This window comes from Labilibaculum filiforme, assembly GCF_002843315.1.
GTDB classification, from domain to species: domain Bacteria; phylum Bacteroidota; class Bacteroidia; order Bacteroidales; family Marinifilaceae; genus Labilibaculum; species Labilibaculum filiforme.
Genome location: NZ_MVDD01000033.1, coordinates 1 through 17008, shown reverse-complemented (window position 1 = coordinate 17008; position 17008 = coordinate 1). Strand labels below are relative to the sequence as shown.

The following is a 17008-nucleotide window of genomic DNA, read 5'->3' as shown; positions in this document are numbered from 1 at the left end:
TGTCTATTGCAACGGGGTTCCACCTCTTCCCATTCCGAACAGAGAAGTTAAGCCCGTTAGCGCCGATGGTACTGCCGAAAGGTGGGAGAGTAGGTCGACGCCAACTTTTAAAAGAGTCTTATTCCAAATGGAATGAGACTCTTTTTTTTTGCCCTAAAATCACAGAAAGGATAAAAAAAGAGAAATTTATTTTGGTGCTTTTTCAATTACAGAAATAGCTTTACCTGGTTTTAGATATCAAAGGAAGTAGGGATTAGTTGTAAATGAAGTCTATTGTTGAGACTGTTTTCTAAGGAGAGTCTAGAATGGGCTTTTAAATACCTTCTGAGTTTAATATTGTAAACATTCATACTTCTTGTTGTGTAGAAATTATCAGCGCTAAAAATGCTTTGTAGGGCATTTCGCAACCTGAAATTTGATTAAGCTTGTGGCAAAGTAGATTTATTATTTTTTTAGTTTCCCGAAGACAGTATTCTTGATTCTCATTAGAGCTTAAGGTTTTTAAAATAGGATCGAAAATAATTTTTCTTCTTTCATGAAAGTCTTACGGAAAATTTAGTGCATAAAAAAAGGACTATAAAAGTCCCATTTCCTTTACCCGAATTAAATCTTCAGGAGTATCTATTCCAATCGATTCGTGCTCGGTTATTTCTGTTTGTATCCAATAACCGTTCTCAAGCCATCGTAGTTGCTCTAATGATTCAGCTATTTCTAATTTACTTTGATCAAGTTTTGTTACGTTTAGCAAGGCTTCAAACCGATAGGCATACATGCCGATATGCTTGTAGAAATTATTTTGGGATAACCAATTTTTTTGTTCTTTCCCACGAATAAATGGGATTGGTGACCGGCTAAAATATAAAGCACGATTATCTTTTGTTATTACTACTTTTACTTTATTAGGATCGAAGATTTCAGCAGGATTTGTAATTGATTTAATTAACGTTGCTATTTGCGTACCGGGATTATCAAAGCAGGATTTTAAGGATTGAATTTGTTCGGGTTGTATAAAGGGCTCGTCGCCTTGAATATTTATTACCACGTCGAAATTAATTTTTAATTTTTTTGTGATATAGTTAGCTGCTTCGGCAATTCGATCGGTTCCACTTTGATGATCGGGAGAGGTCATAATAGTTTCTCCTCCAAAGCTACTTACAGCTTCCTCAATTCTTTTATCATCGGTAGCAATATATACATGATCAAGGGCTTTAAGCGCTTGTTCGTAGACTCTTTGAATCATTGGTTTGCCATTAATATCGGCTAAAGGTTTGCCAGGAAACCTTGTAGATGCAAATCTTGCAGGTATAATTCCTAAGAATTTCATTCTTGTGTTTTTTGAGGTTTAATTTAATGGCAAAGTAAACAAAAATTCAGAACCTTCGCCTAGTTTGCTATAAGCCATTATATCTCCTCCATGACCATTAACAATTTTTTTTGCTATGGCTAAACCTAAACCGGTACTACTTTCGTTAGCGGTAGTTTTTGCACTTGTTTTACCAAATTCAGTAAATAAATTTTTTAATTCTTTATCGGGAATGCCAACTCCTTGATCTTTAACTGACAATCTAATATGCGATTGATTTTTCGTAAAAACAACGGATATTGTTGTGTTTGGATTGGAATATTTAATAGCATTACTTAATAGATTGTGAAGCACTTGCTCTATTTTATTTTTATCAACGCATATTAGATGATTTCCTGGAATAGGAATAAAACTAATTTTAATATTTTTCTTTTTTGCAAATATTTTATTGATTTTTATGGCGTTTTCGATTACTTCTTGAAAATTAACTTCTGTTTTATTCAGTTCAAGCTTTCCCAATTCTATCTTAGATATGTCTAGTAGTTCATTAATTAAGTTTAATGAAAACTGACTACTATTTTTTATTAATTCCATGAATTCAATTCTTTCTTCCTCCGAAAAGTCATGATAGGAATCTAATAGTAAATTAGAGAAGGATTTTATTGCACCGATAGGATTTCGAAGGTCGTGAGCTGCGATGCCTAAAAATTTTGATTTTTGTTCATTTAGGATTCGAAGGGTTTCATTTTGTTCTTCGAGTTTATTTCTACTGTTTTCTAATTCGGTATGGTCATCAACAATCACCAAAATATATTCTTTTCCATAATAATGAATATATCTTGTTGAATATAAGAAGTGTTTGGTTTCTTTGTGGGTGTCGGAGTAAAATTCTCTAGAGAGCTTTTTTCTGTTTACAGGAACTTTCTCAGCCATAGTTTGCAAAATGTCCTTTTTCAAAATGCAATTTATACAATGTGATGTTTCTCCACATAGTGCTTTTTCTTCAACGGCGAATTTGCATCCTAATGCGTTGCCACATAAGTTTCCTATTATATTTTCTTCTCGTTTTTGAAAAAGAAGAGAAAAAGATTCATTCATATTTTCAATGCGAGCATTTTTATCGAGAATAAATAATGCGGCAGTAATATTATTGAATAAAATATTTAGAAATTCGTTTGATTCTTTAAGGTTCTCTAGATTAATGGCCATTGGATCTTCTATATTAGTACTTCCGAATTATCTGATTTTTTACGGGAGATATCGTAAAAGGATACTGAAAATTAACAATCTTTAATGATATTAATGTGGTAGAATAGTCTTCTAATTCGAAAAAGTAGTAATTTTGTCAGGTAGCATGAAAAAATTTCATGTTTTAGATTTTGGAAACAAGCAAATTAGATTTATTTGATGGACATACAAACAATAAAACATCGGTTTTCAATTATCGGGAACACTTACTCTTTAAATAGATCGCTTGATATTGCAATTCAAGTAGCTCCTACCGATTTGTCGGTATTGATTACAGGAGAGAGTGGAACAGGAAAAGAGGTGTTTCCTCAAATTATACATCAATTTAGTTCGCGAAAACATGCGCCTTATATCGCGGTTAATTGTGGTGCAATTCCGGAAGGAACAATTGATTCCGAATTATTTGGGCACGAAAAAGGTGCTTTTACTGGAGCTTTATCCGATCGGAAAGGTTATTTTGAGGTTGCTAATAAGGGAACTATCTTTTTAGATGAGATTGGTGAACTGCCATTATCAACGCAAGTTCGTTTGTTACGTGTTTTAGAAACGGGTGAATTTATTAAGGTGGGTTCCTCGAAGGTACTAAAGTCGGATGTTAGGGTGGTTGCGGCAACCAATCTTAATATTCCAAAAGCGGTAAAAGAAGGTAAATTTAGGGAAGATTTGTATTACCGTTTAAATACGGTTCCTATTAGCATGCCTCCTTTACGGGAAAGACAAGAGGATATCTATTTGCTTTTCCGAAAATTCGCCCAAGATTTTGCTGAAAAATATAGAATGCCCCCCTTGCGATTGGATGCTGGTGCGCAACAATTATTAAAATCTTATCGTTGGCCGGGAAATATTCGGCAATTAAAAAATATTACAGAGCAGGTTTCCATTATCGAAAAGGAACGGCAAATTGGAGCTGATATATTAAAAGTTTATCTTCCAAGGAATGATGAGCAGATGTTACCTGCACTTTATACGGATTCCTCGAAGAAAGATCAAGGATTTTCTTCGGAAAGGGAAATTTTGTATAAGGTTCTTTTTGATATGAAAAAGGACATGACCGATTTAAAAAAGTTGGTATTTGAGTTGATGCAAACAAGTGGAGATTCATCTTCTTTGCAAAAAGATAATGCATTGCTTATTCGAAAACTGTATGAAGATCAGGAGATTGATATTCTACAGCATCAAGCATCTGCACATACATCTGCTACAGTATCTTCATCAGGCGATTCGGAAATTCAAGATACAGAGGAATTTATTGAGGAATCGTTATCGCTGGAAGATAAAGAGGTGGAGTTAATCCGTAAAGCTTTGGATAAGCACAGCGGAAAACGGAAGTATGCTGCTCAGGATCTTGGAATTTCGGAACGTACCTTGTATCGTAAAATCAAAGAGTACGATATCAACTAATATTCACAATTTATTGTTATTTTTATTTTCCAATATATGAATTTAATTAAAGTACTATTATTAAGTGTTTGTATTGCCTTAGTGGTAACGGCATGTAAGGTTTCCTACTCATTTACAGGAGGAACACTTTCTACGGATGTGAAAACTTTTTCGGTGCAATTTTTTCCAAACCGAGCTCCTTTAGTAAATCCTAATCTGAGCAATCAGTTTACGGAGGCACTTAAAGAAAAATTTCGGTCGCAAACTACTTTAGATGAAATAGTAGATGGGGAAGGTCATCTGAATTTCGATGGAGAAATAACCGGATATAGAACGCAGGCTCTGGATGTTACTTCTAACGATATTTCGGCAACCAATAGACTGACTGTTTCAATAAAAGTTCGTTTTACAAACGAAATAGAGCCTGATAATGATTTTGATAAAAGTTTTTCAGCATTTCGCGATTTTGATAGTACACAACAGTTAAGTGATGTTGAGGAAGGGTTGGTTGAAGAGATTTTAGAAGATATTATTGATGATATTTATAATCAAGCAGTTGTAAACTGGTAAAGGAATGGATCATAGTTTATTACAGAATTGGGTAAGGGATTCGAAAAAAATGGATCGGAATAGTTATCGGGAATTAAAAAGTCTGATTGATCAGTATCCTTATTTTCAAACTGCTCATTTACTGTTGTTAAAAAATTTGCATGACAATCAAAGTATCCGTTTTAAAGAGGAATTAAAAAATTCAGCTTTGCACATTCCGGATCGTCGGCAGCTTTTTTTGTTGATTCAAGATCAAATTAAGATACAACTCCGTACTGAAAGACGAGAGGAAATTTTCGACAAAACAGAAATAGAAGAGCTACGGAAAGAAGAGGATCAAATTACCAAGTCCGCGGATAATATTAATTTTCCATTAGAAGAAAATTTACCCGTTCCTTTAAATAAGGTAGAGCAAGCGGATGACTTGATTCAATTATCGGAAGATTCGCAGGTTATCGATTCGGAGCTTGCACCGAAGAATAATACCCTAGACGAATTTGAAATTGAGCTAAATTCCAAGGATGAAATTTTAGAGTTTGCTGATACTGAAAATAAAAAATCAGAATCAGAAACGCAAATAGAGAAGCCGAGTTCGGATAAGAGGTTAAGAGATTCGGAATTATTGGTAGCGGCAACTGAGGTTTATCATATTGGTTTTGGTGGTAACTTGTATACTTTAACGGACGAACCAAAGAAGAAAGATGCGAAATCGAATAAGGATGAAAATCATAGCTTTTCGGATTGGATGACTGTGGTTAATAAATCCGATTGTAAAGAGGATATTTCTGATCCTGTTAAAGAAAAATCGAAAAAGGGAATAGATTTAATAGATAGTTTTATTCAAAACGAACCAAGAATAAGCAGAAGTATTAAAGTTGTTGAGAAACAAGAAGATATTTCGTTGGAGAGTTTAGAGGATAAAGATGGTTTTATTAGTGAAACTTTAGCCTCTATCTACGTGAAACAGAAACTGTTCGATAAGGCTATTGCGGTTTATGACAAATTAGTTTTGAAAAATCCCGAAAAAAACGCTTACTTTGCGAGTCAGATTGAGAGAATAGAAAAATTAAAAAATAGTAAATAGATAAGTATGTATACCTTTGTTTTAGTATTGATCTTTATTGTTTGTGTACTTTTAGTGTTAATCGTTTTAGTACAGAACTCAAAAGGAGGTGGATTAGCTTCAAACTTTTCATCCTCAAACCAAATTATGGGAGTTAAGAAAACAACTGATTTCCTTGAGAAAGCAACCTGGGGTTTAGCCGGTAGCTTATTAGTTCTTTGTCTTTTAGCTGCGATGACTATTAATCGTGGTGAAGTAGAAGGTCAGAAATCACAAATTGAGCAGCAATTACAGAATACTGAAACTGCTACTGAGGTTCCTACTTTCCCAACTGAAGCTCCTTCTACCGAAGCGGATACAGCAAAATAAGAAAAGAATTATATCATTGATATAAAAAAATGTCAGTATGTCATATCATGCTGACATTTTTTTTATGTTCTTATCCAACTGTTTTTCAGTATATTTATTCATTAATCACCGAGATAGTACAATGTCGGTTACTTAAATTTTATTGATCTTTAAAAAAAGAAGCAGTATCGCGGAAATATTGTCAATGATTTTCCTTTGGCATGAATTATGAAAGAGAGTAAGTCGTTAAAATTAAAATAATCACTTAAAATATTTTGAAAATGGCAGATTTAAAAGGTAGAATTCTTGCTGGTAAAATTTTGGTTGAAGCAATAAAAGCTGAAGAAAAAACTGCAAGTGGTATCATTATTCCAGATGCTGCAAAAGAGAAGCCAATGCAGGGTAAAGTTGTGTTGGTAGGGGCTGATAAGAAAGAGGAACCAATGGAACTGAAAAAAGGAGATACTGTTTTTTATGGAAAATATTCAGGAACAGAATTGGTTATTAATGGAGACGATTATCTCTTAATGTCTCAGACAGACGTTTTGTACATTGCATAATTAACATTACTAAATTTCAAAATTAAGTAAGAAATGGCTAAAGAAATAAAATTTAATATAGAAGCTCGCGACCTGTTAAAAAAAGGTGTTGATGAGTTGGCAAATGCAGTAAAAGTAACTTTAGGACCTAAGGGTAGAAATGTTGTGATTGATCGCAAGTTTGGTGCTCCTCAAATTACTAAAGATGGTGTTTCGGTTGCAAAAGAAATAGAGTTGGCTGATCCAGGAGCAAATATGGGAGCTCAGATGGTGAAAGAAGTGGCTTCAAAAACTGGTGATGATGCTGGTGATGGAACTACTACAGCTACTGTTTTAGCACAGTCTATTGTAAATGTTGGACTAAAAAATGTTACTGCAGGTGCAAATCCAATGGATTTAAAACGAGGAATTGATATCGCTGTTGCGGCTGTTGTGGCTAATATTCAAGAGCAGGCGCAGGAGGTAGGCGATAACTTCGATAAAATTAAGCAGGTTGCTAAAATTTCTGCAAACAATGATGAAACCATTGGTGCTCTGATTGCTGAGGCAATGGAAAAAGTAAAAAAAGAAGGTGTTATTACTGTTGAAGAAGCTAAAGGGACTGAAACCTATGTAAAAGTGGTGGAGGGAATGCAATTCGATCGTGGATATATTTCTCCTTACTTTATTACAGATCCTGAGAAAATGGAAGCTGATTTAGAGAATCCATTTATTTTATTGTACGATAAGAAAATTTCTACAATGAAAGAGTTAATGCCGATTCTTGAACCAGCTGTTCAAGCAGGTCGTCCGTTAATGATTATTGCTGAAGATGTAGAAGGCGAAGCCTTAGCTACTTTGGTGGTGAATCGTTTAAGAGGATCGTTAAAAGTTGCTGCGGTGAAAGCTCCTGGTTTTGGCGACAGAAGAAAAGAAATGTTGGAAGATATTGCCATTCTTACTGGTGGCGTTGTGATTTCGGAAGAAAAAGGAATGAAATTGGAGCAGGCAACTTTAGATATGCTTGGTCAATCAGAAAAAATTACCATTGATAAAGAGAACACTACCATTGTAAATGGAAATGGGGAGAAAGATTTGATTGTGGCTCGTGTTGCTCAAATTAAAACTTTAATCGAGAATTCAACTTCTGATTACGATAAAGAAAAACTTCAGGAAAGACTAGCCAAATTGGCAGGTGGTGTAGCCGTATTATATGTTGGTGCTGCTTCTGAAGTGGAAATGAAAGAGAAAAAGGATCGTGTTGACGATGCATTGAGTGCTACTCGTGCGGCTGTTGAAGAAGGAATCGTTCCTGGAGGTGGTGTAGCATATATTCGTGCTATTGCAGCTCTAGAAAACCTTAAGGGCGAGAATGAGGACGAAACTACAGGTATCGAGATTATCAAACGTGCTATTGAAGAGCCGTTGCGTCAGATTGTTGCTAATGCTGGTGGCGAAGGTGCGGTTGTAGTTGATAAAGTAAGAGCGGGTAAAGGTGATTTCGGTTACAATGCTCGTACTGGAGAATATCAGAACTTGTACGAAACAGGGGTTATTGATCCTGCTAAAGTTGCTCGTGTAGCTCTTGAAAATGCTGCTTCGATTGCAGGTATGTTCTTAACTACCGAATGTGTTTTGATCGATATTAAGGAAGAAGCTCCTGCTATGCCAATGGGTGGCGGAATGGGCGGAGGAATGCCTGGTATGATGTAAAATATTTTATTATATTTTTTTAAAGAGGCTGTCTAAAAAATTTAGACAGCCTTTTTTCTTATCGTTTGTTTTTTGCTATTTTTTCCATAATTATTTCCTGCACTGGTCGATTTTCTATTTTGGAATCCAACCATGACATAATATCTAAATATAAAAATGCTCTTTTTTCGTAAGGATCATTCACCCACTTTTGCAGATCGATTCGTGATTTTTTTAATTCATCCTTTAATTGATCAGGACTGATAGAACTTAATTTTCTGAGGAAACGAAGAATGTATTTTTGTACTTCCTGTAAATCGTCCATTTTAGCAAGAAAACGATAGGTGGATCGAATTTGATACTCTAAAAGTTCGGTGTTCTCTAGTTCGTAATGACTTATTAAATTTAATATTCGTCCGAAACAATGAATATCGCCACGTAGAGTAGTATCTCTTACATCCGAAATTCGGTTTAAATATTTAATTGCCTCTTTGTATTGTCCGTTGCCAAAGTACAAACACGCAATTTTATAGTAAAAAACCAAAGCACGATGATTGTCCATTCCAAACTTATTATCTTCTAAAAAGCCTTCAATTTTTGGAATTAAGTGAATCCCTTTATTAAAGGTTCCATCCATAAAATGCCTGTTGATTCGGTGCATATACAGGAACATGTGTAGCAGGATATTTAAATTAGAATTGTGCTGAAATTGTTCTTCATGTTCTAATTTTCGCAGTAGGCGAAGGTTCCTTTTAAATGTTGTTACATGATTGGTGTAAAAGAGAGCAACCAAAACGTTGTTCAGACCTTTTAAATATAAATCGGTATGAATTTGAATCATTTCCGGATTTGTTTGAAAAAGGTCAACCCATTTTTGAGCATATCTGTAACACATTAAAAAATCTTGTACAATTAAGTAGTACCAAACGTAGGATTGGTACAAGTACAATTTCTCGAAAAAGCTTAAGTTTGGAATGTCGTATGCTTCTAAATTGGTGTTGAAAAACTCTTTCACCATTCGCAAATCTTTCTCGTTTCTAACGTATCCAACTTTTAAGTACAAACCATAAAGTCGAATCGACATGTTCGAGAAAAATACAACTCCATCCATTATTTTACTGATTTCGCTTGCTTCTCGGGTAATTTCTTCGGCTCGTGTTTCGATACTTTTAGTAACGTATTGCGATTCTATTAACTTCTCGAATTGTATCACCTCAAATACTAGAATATTCTTCTTATTTTTTCGGGCCAAGGCTTTTGTTTTATCAAGAATCCGAAGGCTTTGCTGATATAATCCCTTGTTGTATAGAACTTTAGCGTGATCAATTTGTTCACGAATACTGATGCTGATATCGTGATTGATTTGCGTTAAACGTAAACTTGTAAGCAACTGTTTGTAAAGATGTGCCTTTAAATTTGGCAACTGGGATTGCTTTATTTCTTTTGCTTTTTTTAAAATAATGACTTCATTATAGTCATCCATTTTATCTAAAACATCGAAAAGTTGTAAGAATTTAGTCTCTTTTTCGCTACTAATTCTATTAGCGTACAACTTAAAATTACGTTTCTCCGATTTCGAAATCGATTTAATTAATTGAAACAGAGGGTCTATTTGTTGTTTAGGCATTGTAAAAGATGTGTAAGTTAACTGATTGATAAACAGTGTGGTTTTTAACTTTCATTTTGTTTGAACTTCGTAGTTTATACTAAAAAACGATTTTTGTAAACTCAATTCATGAGCTACATTTGAATCATCAAATCAAGAGTATGATTCATTAAAAAAAATCTTGAAGCGGAACATGAATACAACAAATCTGTTATCAAAATTAACAAAATCCGAGAAACTAGAAACAGTTAGCGGATTAAATCAAGCTCTTGAATGTATTGGAGTCGATCAAATTACCAAAGATCTCAGCCAAATTCAGGCTGTAGAAATTGGAAATGTGATTGTGAATAAATTTGCTGGTGTAATGAATTTGACCAAATTGGTTGAATCGATTAAAGAAATGGTTTCTGTGGAAGAATTGGAAGCATTTAAAAATGAAATATCTGGCAAGTTAAAGACTGGTGTTACAAATACATCAAAAGCTCCAATTTATCAGAAACGTTTAGCTGCTTTAAAAAGTAGTTTTGAAGAAGTTTCTGGTGATAACGTACTTTGAATAACCATTTGTAGTTGTTAATTCAATTGCAATTTTTTAGAGAGTTAGTAATACTATCCCCCTTGTATTATTAATGATCTAACTATTAACCAAACATGAAGAATACTAAGTTGTGATGGTTTTGTGAGGAAATGAACAATTTCTTTTTGGCTTGTTAGTAAATATTTACGAATGATCCAATCCGTTAGAATTAGTAGTTTAAAAGTAAGTTAGGTGTGATTATACTTTTTTAAGAAACATTCCATACTTAATCGGATCTCTTAGATTCTTCTTGTTATTATTTAGACCATCTTTTTGATTATGTTTTAATATTTAGTTGTGATAACCGGACAAGAGTTCTTCTTGTCCGGTTTTTTTATTCGAAATTATTTCTTGTTAGATGGTGATTTTAAAATACAAACGGATGGAAGAGGGTACCGTTTCGGTATAAATACTGATGGAATTGATCTGATTTAAAGGTATTTTTTCGTAGGATTCGTAGGTTATATTGTTGCGGTCGAGAATGTTGTGAAATAATATTCCTACTTCGCATTTGGTTTTTTTAGGATAGAACTTGTAAATCAATGCTGCATCGAGCCTTGTATAATTGGGTTCTGCTACCACTTTATTTTGACTAGAGTAGATTGGAAAACCGGAACCGTAAATATAATTAGCCGAGATATAAAAAGGTTTTAAAGACAGTAAGCCGGCAGTTTTTATTTCGTGACGCTGATCATGTAATGCTCTGCGATAGTTATTGGAACTAAAATAATCGAAATTTTCAAGTGTCTTACTGAGTGTATAAGAAACCCACAAGGTATGATCGCCAATATCCTTTTTGACAAAAACATCCAATCCGTTGCTTTTACTTTTTCCTAATGAGATATTTCCTTCATTGCGGAATTTGTAATAACGCGTATGACCATCGGTCTTTTTGTAATATGCTTCAACACTAAAAGTAAATCCATTGTTATTGTAGGACGCTCCTAAAACATGATGAACGGATTCTAAAACCGGAATATCTTTTTCGTTGGCGCCAACCCATATGTATCGAAAATCGCCATTCTCACTCAATACAGAACTCTTGGTAATAAATTGTTTGTACAAGCCCCATGCTCCGTTTATTCCAATTTTATCGGATAGAAGTAAACTAATTGAAATTCGTGGTTCCCAATATACTTTTTTTAGAGCGATTGGATAGTTGGCTAGAAATCCCGCTTTTATAGAAACACCGCTGCTAACATTTAAATTGTTTTGAAAATAGTAGCCAATTCTGTCGGCCTTTGATTTTATATGGAGGATGTTGATACCAAGCGAGTCTTCCTTTAAATTTACTTCATCGTTGATGTAATTCAATCCCGTTTCAAAATTCTGATCTTCGGCAAATACAAATGAATTTTTAAGCGTTGCACGATATTCGAGAATACTGTTTGTTGATTCATCATCTCTTCTATAGAATTCTTCGTTGGTACGAATTCTGTTTATCGTTAACACATCGCTTGTTCTAGTATCTAATTCGGATCGGGAAACCGATAGGGAACTGGTATTTCCATTTCGCCAAACTTTTCCGTAGTTAATAGATGCTCCAAATTGATTATTGCCTTCGAATTTGTGTTTTTTGGCGTTTGCGTAAACGTCTGTAGTTATATCGTACGAATATCGATCTTCTCCGGTCATTAGGCTAAACGAGAAGTTATCGCCATTTTCCCAATTGCTCGTAAATTTAAAATTAAGATCATGAAATTTATAATCTGGGGCAACGTTTAAAGCTGCCAAGCCAGGAAGTTCTGCTTCCTGATCTAAACCTTGTTCTTGAAGATTTAGGTTGGATGTAGCGTATTTAATTTGTTGATCTTTAAATAAGTTGTAGTAGGTTTGTCGGAAAGCTAAAAGAAGCGAGGATTGTTTTCCAATAGGTTGTTCGTAGGAACCACTTGCTGTGATATTATTTAAGGTCAAATTGAGAGTAGGTTTAAGACGGGTTCCATTTTTACCAGTAATGTACACAATACCACCAACTCGATCGCCATAGCGGGCATCGAACCCACCTTTTAGTACCTCAATATTTTTTACTACTAATGGATTAACTGCACCAATATCTTCGTAAACATTTTTTAATCCCCAAAGGGTTATATTATCGAAAAGCACCTGACTTTCGCCCTCGTAGGATCCCCAAATTATCAGGTCGTTTTTTTGTTCGCCCGCAGCAAGAATTCCTGGTTGTAAGCGAAGCAATTCAAAAACCGAATTATCGTTGTTGGTTGGCAGGAAGCCCGCAATTTTATGGTTTAATTTTAGGTTTCCTGCCTGGTTGCCCATTTTTATAAAAGTCTGAACAATTTTATCGGTAACAGTAATTTCCGGTAAGTCGGTACTGGCGGCACTCAGTAGAATGTTTTGATTTGCACCTTGATTCACAAGTGTGTCGAGAATAAAATAGCCTAAGTGAGAAGCTAATATTCGAAAGGTACTATCTATTTCTGATGTAAATGAAAAATTTCCTCGTTCATCGGTAGCCATTGGGGAATTGTTGATGGTGAGATGAGAAAAAGGAAGAGGTTCGAGACTTTCTTTATCGAGAATTTTGCCGAAAATACGATACTGAATGATTCGTTCTTCGGGGTAAATTAGGTACACTTCATTCGATTTTTCGTAATTAAGAGGAAGTTTTCGTAACAGGAACTCGATTGTTTCATCTTTCGAAGAAAAAGATTGATTGATACTTACGATATAAGTAGATAGTAAATTATTATTAAAAGATAATTGAAAATCATAGTTGTCCCGCAGATCAATCAACACTTCGCTCAAAGGCTTTTTGTTGGCGGTAAGCTTAATTTTTTGAGCTGAAATAGTTGAAAAAACCAATCCTAATAATAGAAAGATGATAACTCGTTTCACTTATTGGGCGTTAGAGGTGATGATGTAATTATTATTGGGTCCTTTAACAAATTTTAAACCAAGAGGCATGCAAACAGTATGAAGTGCTGATTCTACAGAATTTTCTTTGCCAAATTTCCCTGTATAAATTAAATCAAATTTCCTCTTTTCTACAATATTAATATTGTATTGCAATTCTATTTCTTCAAACACTAGGCGCAATGGAGTTTTCGTAAAAAGAAATAAATTATTTCGCCAAGAAATCTTTTCTTCCATGTTTTCGCATTTCTTAAGTTCTATTTTTCCATTTTTGGTAACAAACGCATGATCGTTAGGAAGTAAAAGAATTTTGTCGGATGTTAAAGTTGATACTACTTTTACTTTTCCAGTATAACAGGTTACTTTATACTGATTTCCCCGGGCATATATATTAAAACTGGTTCCTAAAATATAGGTTTTCCCATAGTTCGAAGCAATTTCAAATTTACTCCCTTTGGTAATTTTAAAGAAGGCTTCTCCTTCAAATTGCACTTTTCGTGAAAATTTCCACCAGTATGGTTGGTAGGATATGCTCGAGTTTGCGTTTAAATCAACAATGGATTGATCGGGTAGGTTTACACTTAAGTGTTCTCCTTTCGGACAATGAATTGTTTTGGTGTAAAGATTCATAAAGCCGGTTAAGCCTAATAGAATGATTATGCAAGCGGCTGCAACATATTTAATCCATTGCATTTTCACCACCTTATTTTTTAAGATAGGTGCAGAGGTTTGCTTCGAAAGTTCTCTCCATACCTCCTCTTTGGATTTTGAATAGGTGACTTCGATTTTAGGAAGTGAATTGATAAAATCCATATCCGGCTTGAGTTCGTTATGTTGGTTGTCTGTTTTCATTTATTTTCCTAAAGCATTTCTTAAAAACGAAAGTGCGTACGACATTCTTTTTTCGACCGCTTTTACGCTTAGTTCTAATCTGTCGGCAATTTCCTGATATTTTAATCCCTCCATTCTACTCATTAAAAAAACAGTTCGTTGTTTTTCGGATAGCTCTTCGAGTGCTGTTTCATATTTTGTAGCCAGTTCTTTATAAGCTAATTGATCTTCAGGGGAGTAATTGTCAACAGCAGGTTCTAACTTCACTAAATACTTTTGGGCTACTTTTTCTCTTCTATATTTGCTGATAAATAGATCATTTGCAATTTTGTAGAGTAGGGCTCGTAATGGTTTCTCGTCGAAATCTAAATTTTTCTCCCACAACTTCATAAAGCTATCCTGCGCAATATCTGTAGCAAGTTCTTCATCTCGGGAACGATAGTAAATATAGTTCCGGATGGAATCGAAATGATTATCAAATAAGAGTTTAAATTCTTCCTGTGTCAAGGCTAGAGGATTGGTTTGCAGTAAAAATAAACTTTTTCGGTGAATTTGGTGCAGAGGATTAAAGCAATACTCTGCACCAGTTTCAGATTAGTTGATTCAAATTTACTATTTGTCCCTAATTCTTAGATGTTTTCCGATTTCTACTTCTTCAGTTACAGTTTCTCCAGCCTCGTTAAGGTAACTGTAAGTAGCAATGTTATCACATTCTCCGTCACCGTAATCAAATCTTGCAAATTCAACTTGGTTTTGAGTAAAAATTACCAATCCACTTACAATTACACGACAGGTTCCAATTCTAACCAATGGATTTTCTGCATCAATTATTTTCGAATATTCGTTTTGCTCCGAATCTACACAAGTAACCGAACCTTTAATTTCGATTTTATCGTCGCTAACATCCCATTTCGTATCCAATCCAGATATCCATTCTCGTGTTCTTTCTGCCGAACGGAAAAGAGTAGTTTCATCGGGGAAGGTAAAAGTAATCTCGCTGGTGTATGCAAATTTTTTGGAAACCCCTTTTTCACCTGTATATTCAATACGTTGCCAACCGTCAATTGCGATGCTATCAATCGTTAAGTCGAAAGTGATTTCACGCACTGCCCCATCGGTAAAAGGAGAAGCATTTAATTCAATTGTAGTGGTACCACTAATAATACGACCGTTGTTTAGTATGGTAGAATCGCCGTAGTTAATGGTAATTGTCATTGGGAAACGGTTTTCTTCACCAAATTGAACACTTACATCTGGTAAGCGATCGCCTTTGTAACGCATCCATTGTTGAAACATTTGACCATAACGCTCGGCAATTGAACATTTTGTGGAAGAGGTTGGCTCATTGAATTCCGATTCTGCAAAGGAGAATAAATCAGTCTCGTAATCAATAGCTTCCATAACATTTTCGGTGGACTCTTCCGAAGCGACTACTGTTTTCACAGTGTTGTTCAATGCTACCTGATCTTCGTTTAATACATCAATTACATCTTCGCTCTTATCGCAAGAGAAAAATACAACTGCTAAACCTGCTAATAGTAAAAAAGGGAACTTTTTCATGATTCTAATTTTTTGATGATTTTACATTTAAGTTTTATAAGCTCGCTTATTTGTGAACCGACAAAGTGAAATTTCACCCTACTCAAAAAATTAATTTATTTTCATAGACTGGGTGTTTAGTTAAATATGTGTAGAAAATAGTTTTATTAATTCTGGAGTCAATTTGTTGGGATTTTCAAATTCAACCCTTAAATAGTTGTGGATACCGATGTATTTCTATTTTTGATCTAATTTAACTTTAATTGTATGCTTTTGTATTTTATAAAAATTAGTTTTATGATGAATTAGTTTAGTGATTAAACTAAAGGATGTCTTATGAGATTTTTATTTATTCCGTTGTTATTATTCGTTGTTAATTTAAATGCCCAAACAACAATTAAGGGTAATGTTTCTGATAACAATAATAAAGTACTGCCTGGAAGTAGTGTGTATGTTATGAACTCCTATTTGGGAACCGTTACTAACAGTCAGGGTGATTTCAGAATAAAAATCCCGGAGAAATACAAGGCAGGCAAACTTCGAATTAGTTCTATCGGCTATCAAAGTCAGGAAATAAATTTGGCACAAAGCAAGTCGCCGCTTGCCATCCAATTGCAAAAAGATACCTGTAATTTGTCTGAGGTGCTGGTAATGCCAAAAGATACCTTGCTTGCTCTACTTCGCAGAGCGTACGGGAAAATAAAGGATAATTATTCGGATGTTGATACACGGATGAAAGGTTTTTACCGGGAATCTTACTATGTTCCTGAAAGCAAAGAGTATTTGTATTTTGGAGAAGCCTTGCTGGATGTATTTAAAACACCTTATAAAACACAGTCGAAAGGACAGGTAAAGATTTTAGAGAGTAGAATGAATAAAAATCCAATGTACGACTCCCTAAGCAGGGTGATGTGGTATGGAGGCGTACATAAGGCATTAGTGTGGGATAAAGTTAAAAGGAGGAGTGAATTTATTTCTCCTTCAGGTTTTAAAAAGTATAGCTATTCTATTGCAAAGTCTCAATTGGATGGAGGGTCTGCTTATAAAATTGAGTTTGTACCCAAAGACTCAAAAGAAGCCAAATATGAAGGTGTGTTTTATTTGGATGTAAAATCTTTGGCTTATTTGTATTTTGACTATTCTTATTCTGAATATGGAAAAGAAAAGAGAAATAATTATTTATCCAAAAGTAAACTGAAGAGTAAATCAAGCAGGACTAAGATAAAGTATTTGAAGAGACAAGGGAAGTATTATTTGTCTTATATCTCGGATTCGGAGGAATTGTACAATGAAAGAACAAAGTCAAACCTAGTTCATTTTAATGAATATGTAAGCACTGATATTTCTATAGAGTATAGTACCCTCGTTTTGTTGGACCAAGATTTCTGTTTTCTAAGTTGAATTTAAGCTGCCATATTATAGATTATAAACGGCTTCTTCCTATCGATGCCTTGATGATCTCTGTTATGATATCTATCAA

15 protein-coding genes and 1 rRNA gene are annotated in these 17008 nt (G+C 34.5%); 9 read left to right on the top strand and 7 right to left on the bottom strand.

Annotation, left to right across the window (positions count from 1 at the left end):
* Positions 1-106 (top strand): 5S ribosomal RNA (gene rrf / locus BZG02_RS20350); the annotation flags it as partial.
* 468 nt (positions 107-574) lie between these two features.
* On the opposite strand, the gene kdsB is transcribed toward rrf, so the two are convergent.
* Both kdsB and BZG02_RS20340 read right to left on the bottom strand, forming a co-directional pair.
* Complete coding sequence (gene kdsB, locus BZG02_RS20345) at positions 575-1324, bottom strand: 3-deoxy-manno-octulosonate cytidylyltransferase (RefSeq protein WP_101263593.1); 750 nt, start codon at positions 1322-1324, stop codon at positions 575-577.
* Between the two features lie 18 nt (positions 1325-1342).
* Positions 1343-2512: a sensor histidine kinase gene (locus BZG02_RS20340; RefSeq protein ID WP_101263592.1), complete on the bottom strand. Its 1170-nt coding sequence runs from the start codon at positions 2510-2512 to the stop codon at positions 1343-1345.
* Positions 2513-2707: 195 nt separating this feature from the next.
* On the opposite strand from BZG02_RS20340, the gene BZG02_RS20335 reads away from it, so the two are divergent.
* From BZG02_RS20335 to groL, 6 genes are all read left to right on the top strand, one after another.
* A complete protein-coding gene (locus BZG02_RS20335; protein WP_425432636.1) occupies positions 2708-3952 on the top strand; it encodes a sigma-54 interaction domain-containing protein in 1245 nt (414 codons plus the stop codon).
* Positions 3953-3988: 36 nt separating this feature from the next.
* Positions 3989-4501 (top strand): LptE family protein, encoded by a 513-nt coding sequence (locus BZG02_RS20330; protein ID WP_101263590.1) that lies wholly within the window; start codon positions 3989-3991, stop codon positions 4499-4501.
* A 4-nt stretch (positions 4502-4505) separates the two neighbouring features.
* Positions 4506-5564 carry a hypothetical protein gene (locus BZG02_RS20325; protein WP_101263589.1) on the top strand — a complete coding sequence of 353 codons (1059 nt, stop codon included), beginning with the start codon at positions 4506-4508 and terminating at the stop codon, positions 5562-5564.
* Between the two features lie 6 nt (positions 5565-5570).
* A complete protein-coding gene (secG, locus tag BZG02_RS20320) occupies positions 5571-5912 on the top strand; it encodes a preprotein translocase subunit SecG (RefSeq protein ID WP_101263588.1) in 342 nt (113 codons plus the stop codon).
* Between the two features lie 260 nt (positions 5913-6172).
* Positions 6173-6451: a co-chaperone GroES gene (locus tag BZG02_RS20315; RefSeq protein ID WP_101263587.1), complete on the top strand. Its 279-nt coding sequence runs from the start codon at positions 6173-6175 to the stop codon at positions 6449-6451.
* Positions 6452-6484: 33 nt separating this feature from the next.
* A complete protein-coding gene (gene groL / locus BZG02_RS20310; RefSeq protein WP_101263586.1) occupies positions 6485-8122 on the top strand; it encodes a chaperonin GroEL in 1638 nt (545 codons plus the stop codon).
* A gap of 58 nt (positions 8123-8180) precedes the next feature.
* On the opposite strand, the gene BZG02_RS20305 is transcribed toward groL, so the two are convergent.
* Complete coding sequence (locus BZG02_RS20305; RefSeq protein WP_101263585.1) at positions 8181-9728, bottom strand: hypothetical protein; 1548 nt, start codon at positions 9726-9728, stop codon at positions 8181-8183.
* 172 nt (positions 9729-9900) lie between these two features.
* Between BZG02_RS20305 and BZG02_RS20300 the strand changes: the two genes are divergently transcribed.
* Positions 9901-10263, top strand: a complete 363-nt coding sequence (locus BZG02_RS20300) for a hypothetical protein (RefSeq protein WP_101263584.1) — start codon at positions 9901-9903, stop codon at positions 10261-10263.
* A gap of 375 nt (positions 10264-10638) precedes the next feature.
* Here the strand turns inward: BZG02_RS20300 and BZG02_RS20295 are convergent, their stop codons facing one another.
* The 4 genes from BZG02_RS20295 to BZG02_RS20280 form a co-directional block, all read right to left on the bottom strand.
* On the bottom strand, positions 10639-13140 hold the full coding sequence (locus tag BZG02_RS20295; RefSeq protein ID WP_101263583.1) for a TonB-dependent receptor: 2502 nt from the start codon (positions 13138-13140) through the stop codon (positions 10639-10641).
* On the bottom strand, positions 13141-14010 hold the full coding sequence (locus BZG02_RS20290; protein WP_101263582.1) for a FecR family protein: 870 nt from the start codon (positions 14008-14010) through the stop codon (positions 13141-13143).
* Entirely contained in the window at positions 14011-14496 is a 486-nt protein-coding gene (locus BZG02_RS20285) for an RNA polymerase sigma factor (protein WP_101263581.1), read from the bottom strand.
* 105 nt (positions 14497-14601) lie between these two features.
* Positions 14602-15549, bottom strand: a complete 948-nt coding sequence (locus BZG02_RS20280; protein ID WP_101263580.1) for a hypothetical protein — start codon at positions 15547-15549, stop codon at positions 14602-14604.
* A gap of 315 nt (positions 15550-15864) precedes the next feature.
* Here BZG02_RS20280 and BZG02_RS20275 point away from each other — a divergent pair, with 315 nt between their 5' ends.
* Positions 15865-16929: a carboxypeptidase-like regulatory domain-containing protein gene (locus tag BZG02_RS20275; protein ID WP_101263579.1), complete on the top strand. Its 1065-nt coding sequence runs from the start codon at positions 15865-15867 to the stop codon at positions 16927-16929.
* Positions 16930-17008: the final 79 nt, after the last annotated feature.

Coding starts and splice junctions, on each gene's coding strand:
- secG (WP_101263588.1), top strand. CDS start 5,571: ATGTATACCTTTGTTTTAGTATTGATCTTTATTGTTTGTGTACTTTTA.
- groL (WP_101263586.1), top strand. CDS start 6,485: ATGGCTAAAGAAATAAAATTTAATATAGAAGCTCGCGACCTGTTAAAA.
- BZG02_RS20290 (WP_101263582.1), bottom strand. CDS start 14,010: ATGAAAACAGACAACCAACATAACGAACTCAAGCCGGATATGGATTTT.
- BZG02_RS20330 (WP_101263590.1), top strand. CDS start 3,989: ATGAATTTAATTAAAGTACTATTATTAAGTGTTTGTATTGCCTTAGTG.
- BZG02_RS20325 (WP_101263589.1), top strand. CDS start 4,506: ATGGATCATAGTTTATTACAGAATTGGGTAAGGGATTCGAAAAAAATG.
- kdsB (WP_101263593.1), bottom strand. CDS start 1,324: ATGAAATTCTTAGGAATTATACCTGCAAGATTTGCATCTACAAGGTTT.
- BZG02_RS20300 (WP_101263584.1), top strand. CDS start 9,901: ATGAATACAACAAATCTGTTATCAAAATTAACAAAATCCGAGAAACTA.
- BZG02_RS20305 (WP_101263585.1), bottom strand. CDS start 9,728: ATGCCTAAACAACAAATAGACCCTCTGTTTCAATTAATTAAATCGATT.
- BZG02_RS20280 (WP_101263580.1), bottom strand. CDS start 15,549: ATGAAAAAGTTCCCTTTTTTACTATTAGCAGGTTTAGCAGTTGTATTT.
- BZG02_RS20275 (WP_101263579.1), top strand. CDS start 15,865: ATGAGATTTTTATTTATTCCGTTGTTATTATTCGTTGTTAATTTAAAT.
- BZG02_RS20315 (WP_101263587.1), top strand. CDS start 6,173: ATGGCAGATTTAAAAGGTAGAATTCTTGCTGGTAAAATTTTGGTTGAA.
- BZG02_RS20340 (WP_101263592.1), bottom strand. CDS start 2,512: ATGGCCATTAATCTAGAGAACCTTAAAGAATCAAACGAATTTCTAAAT.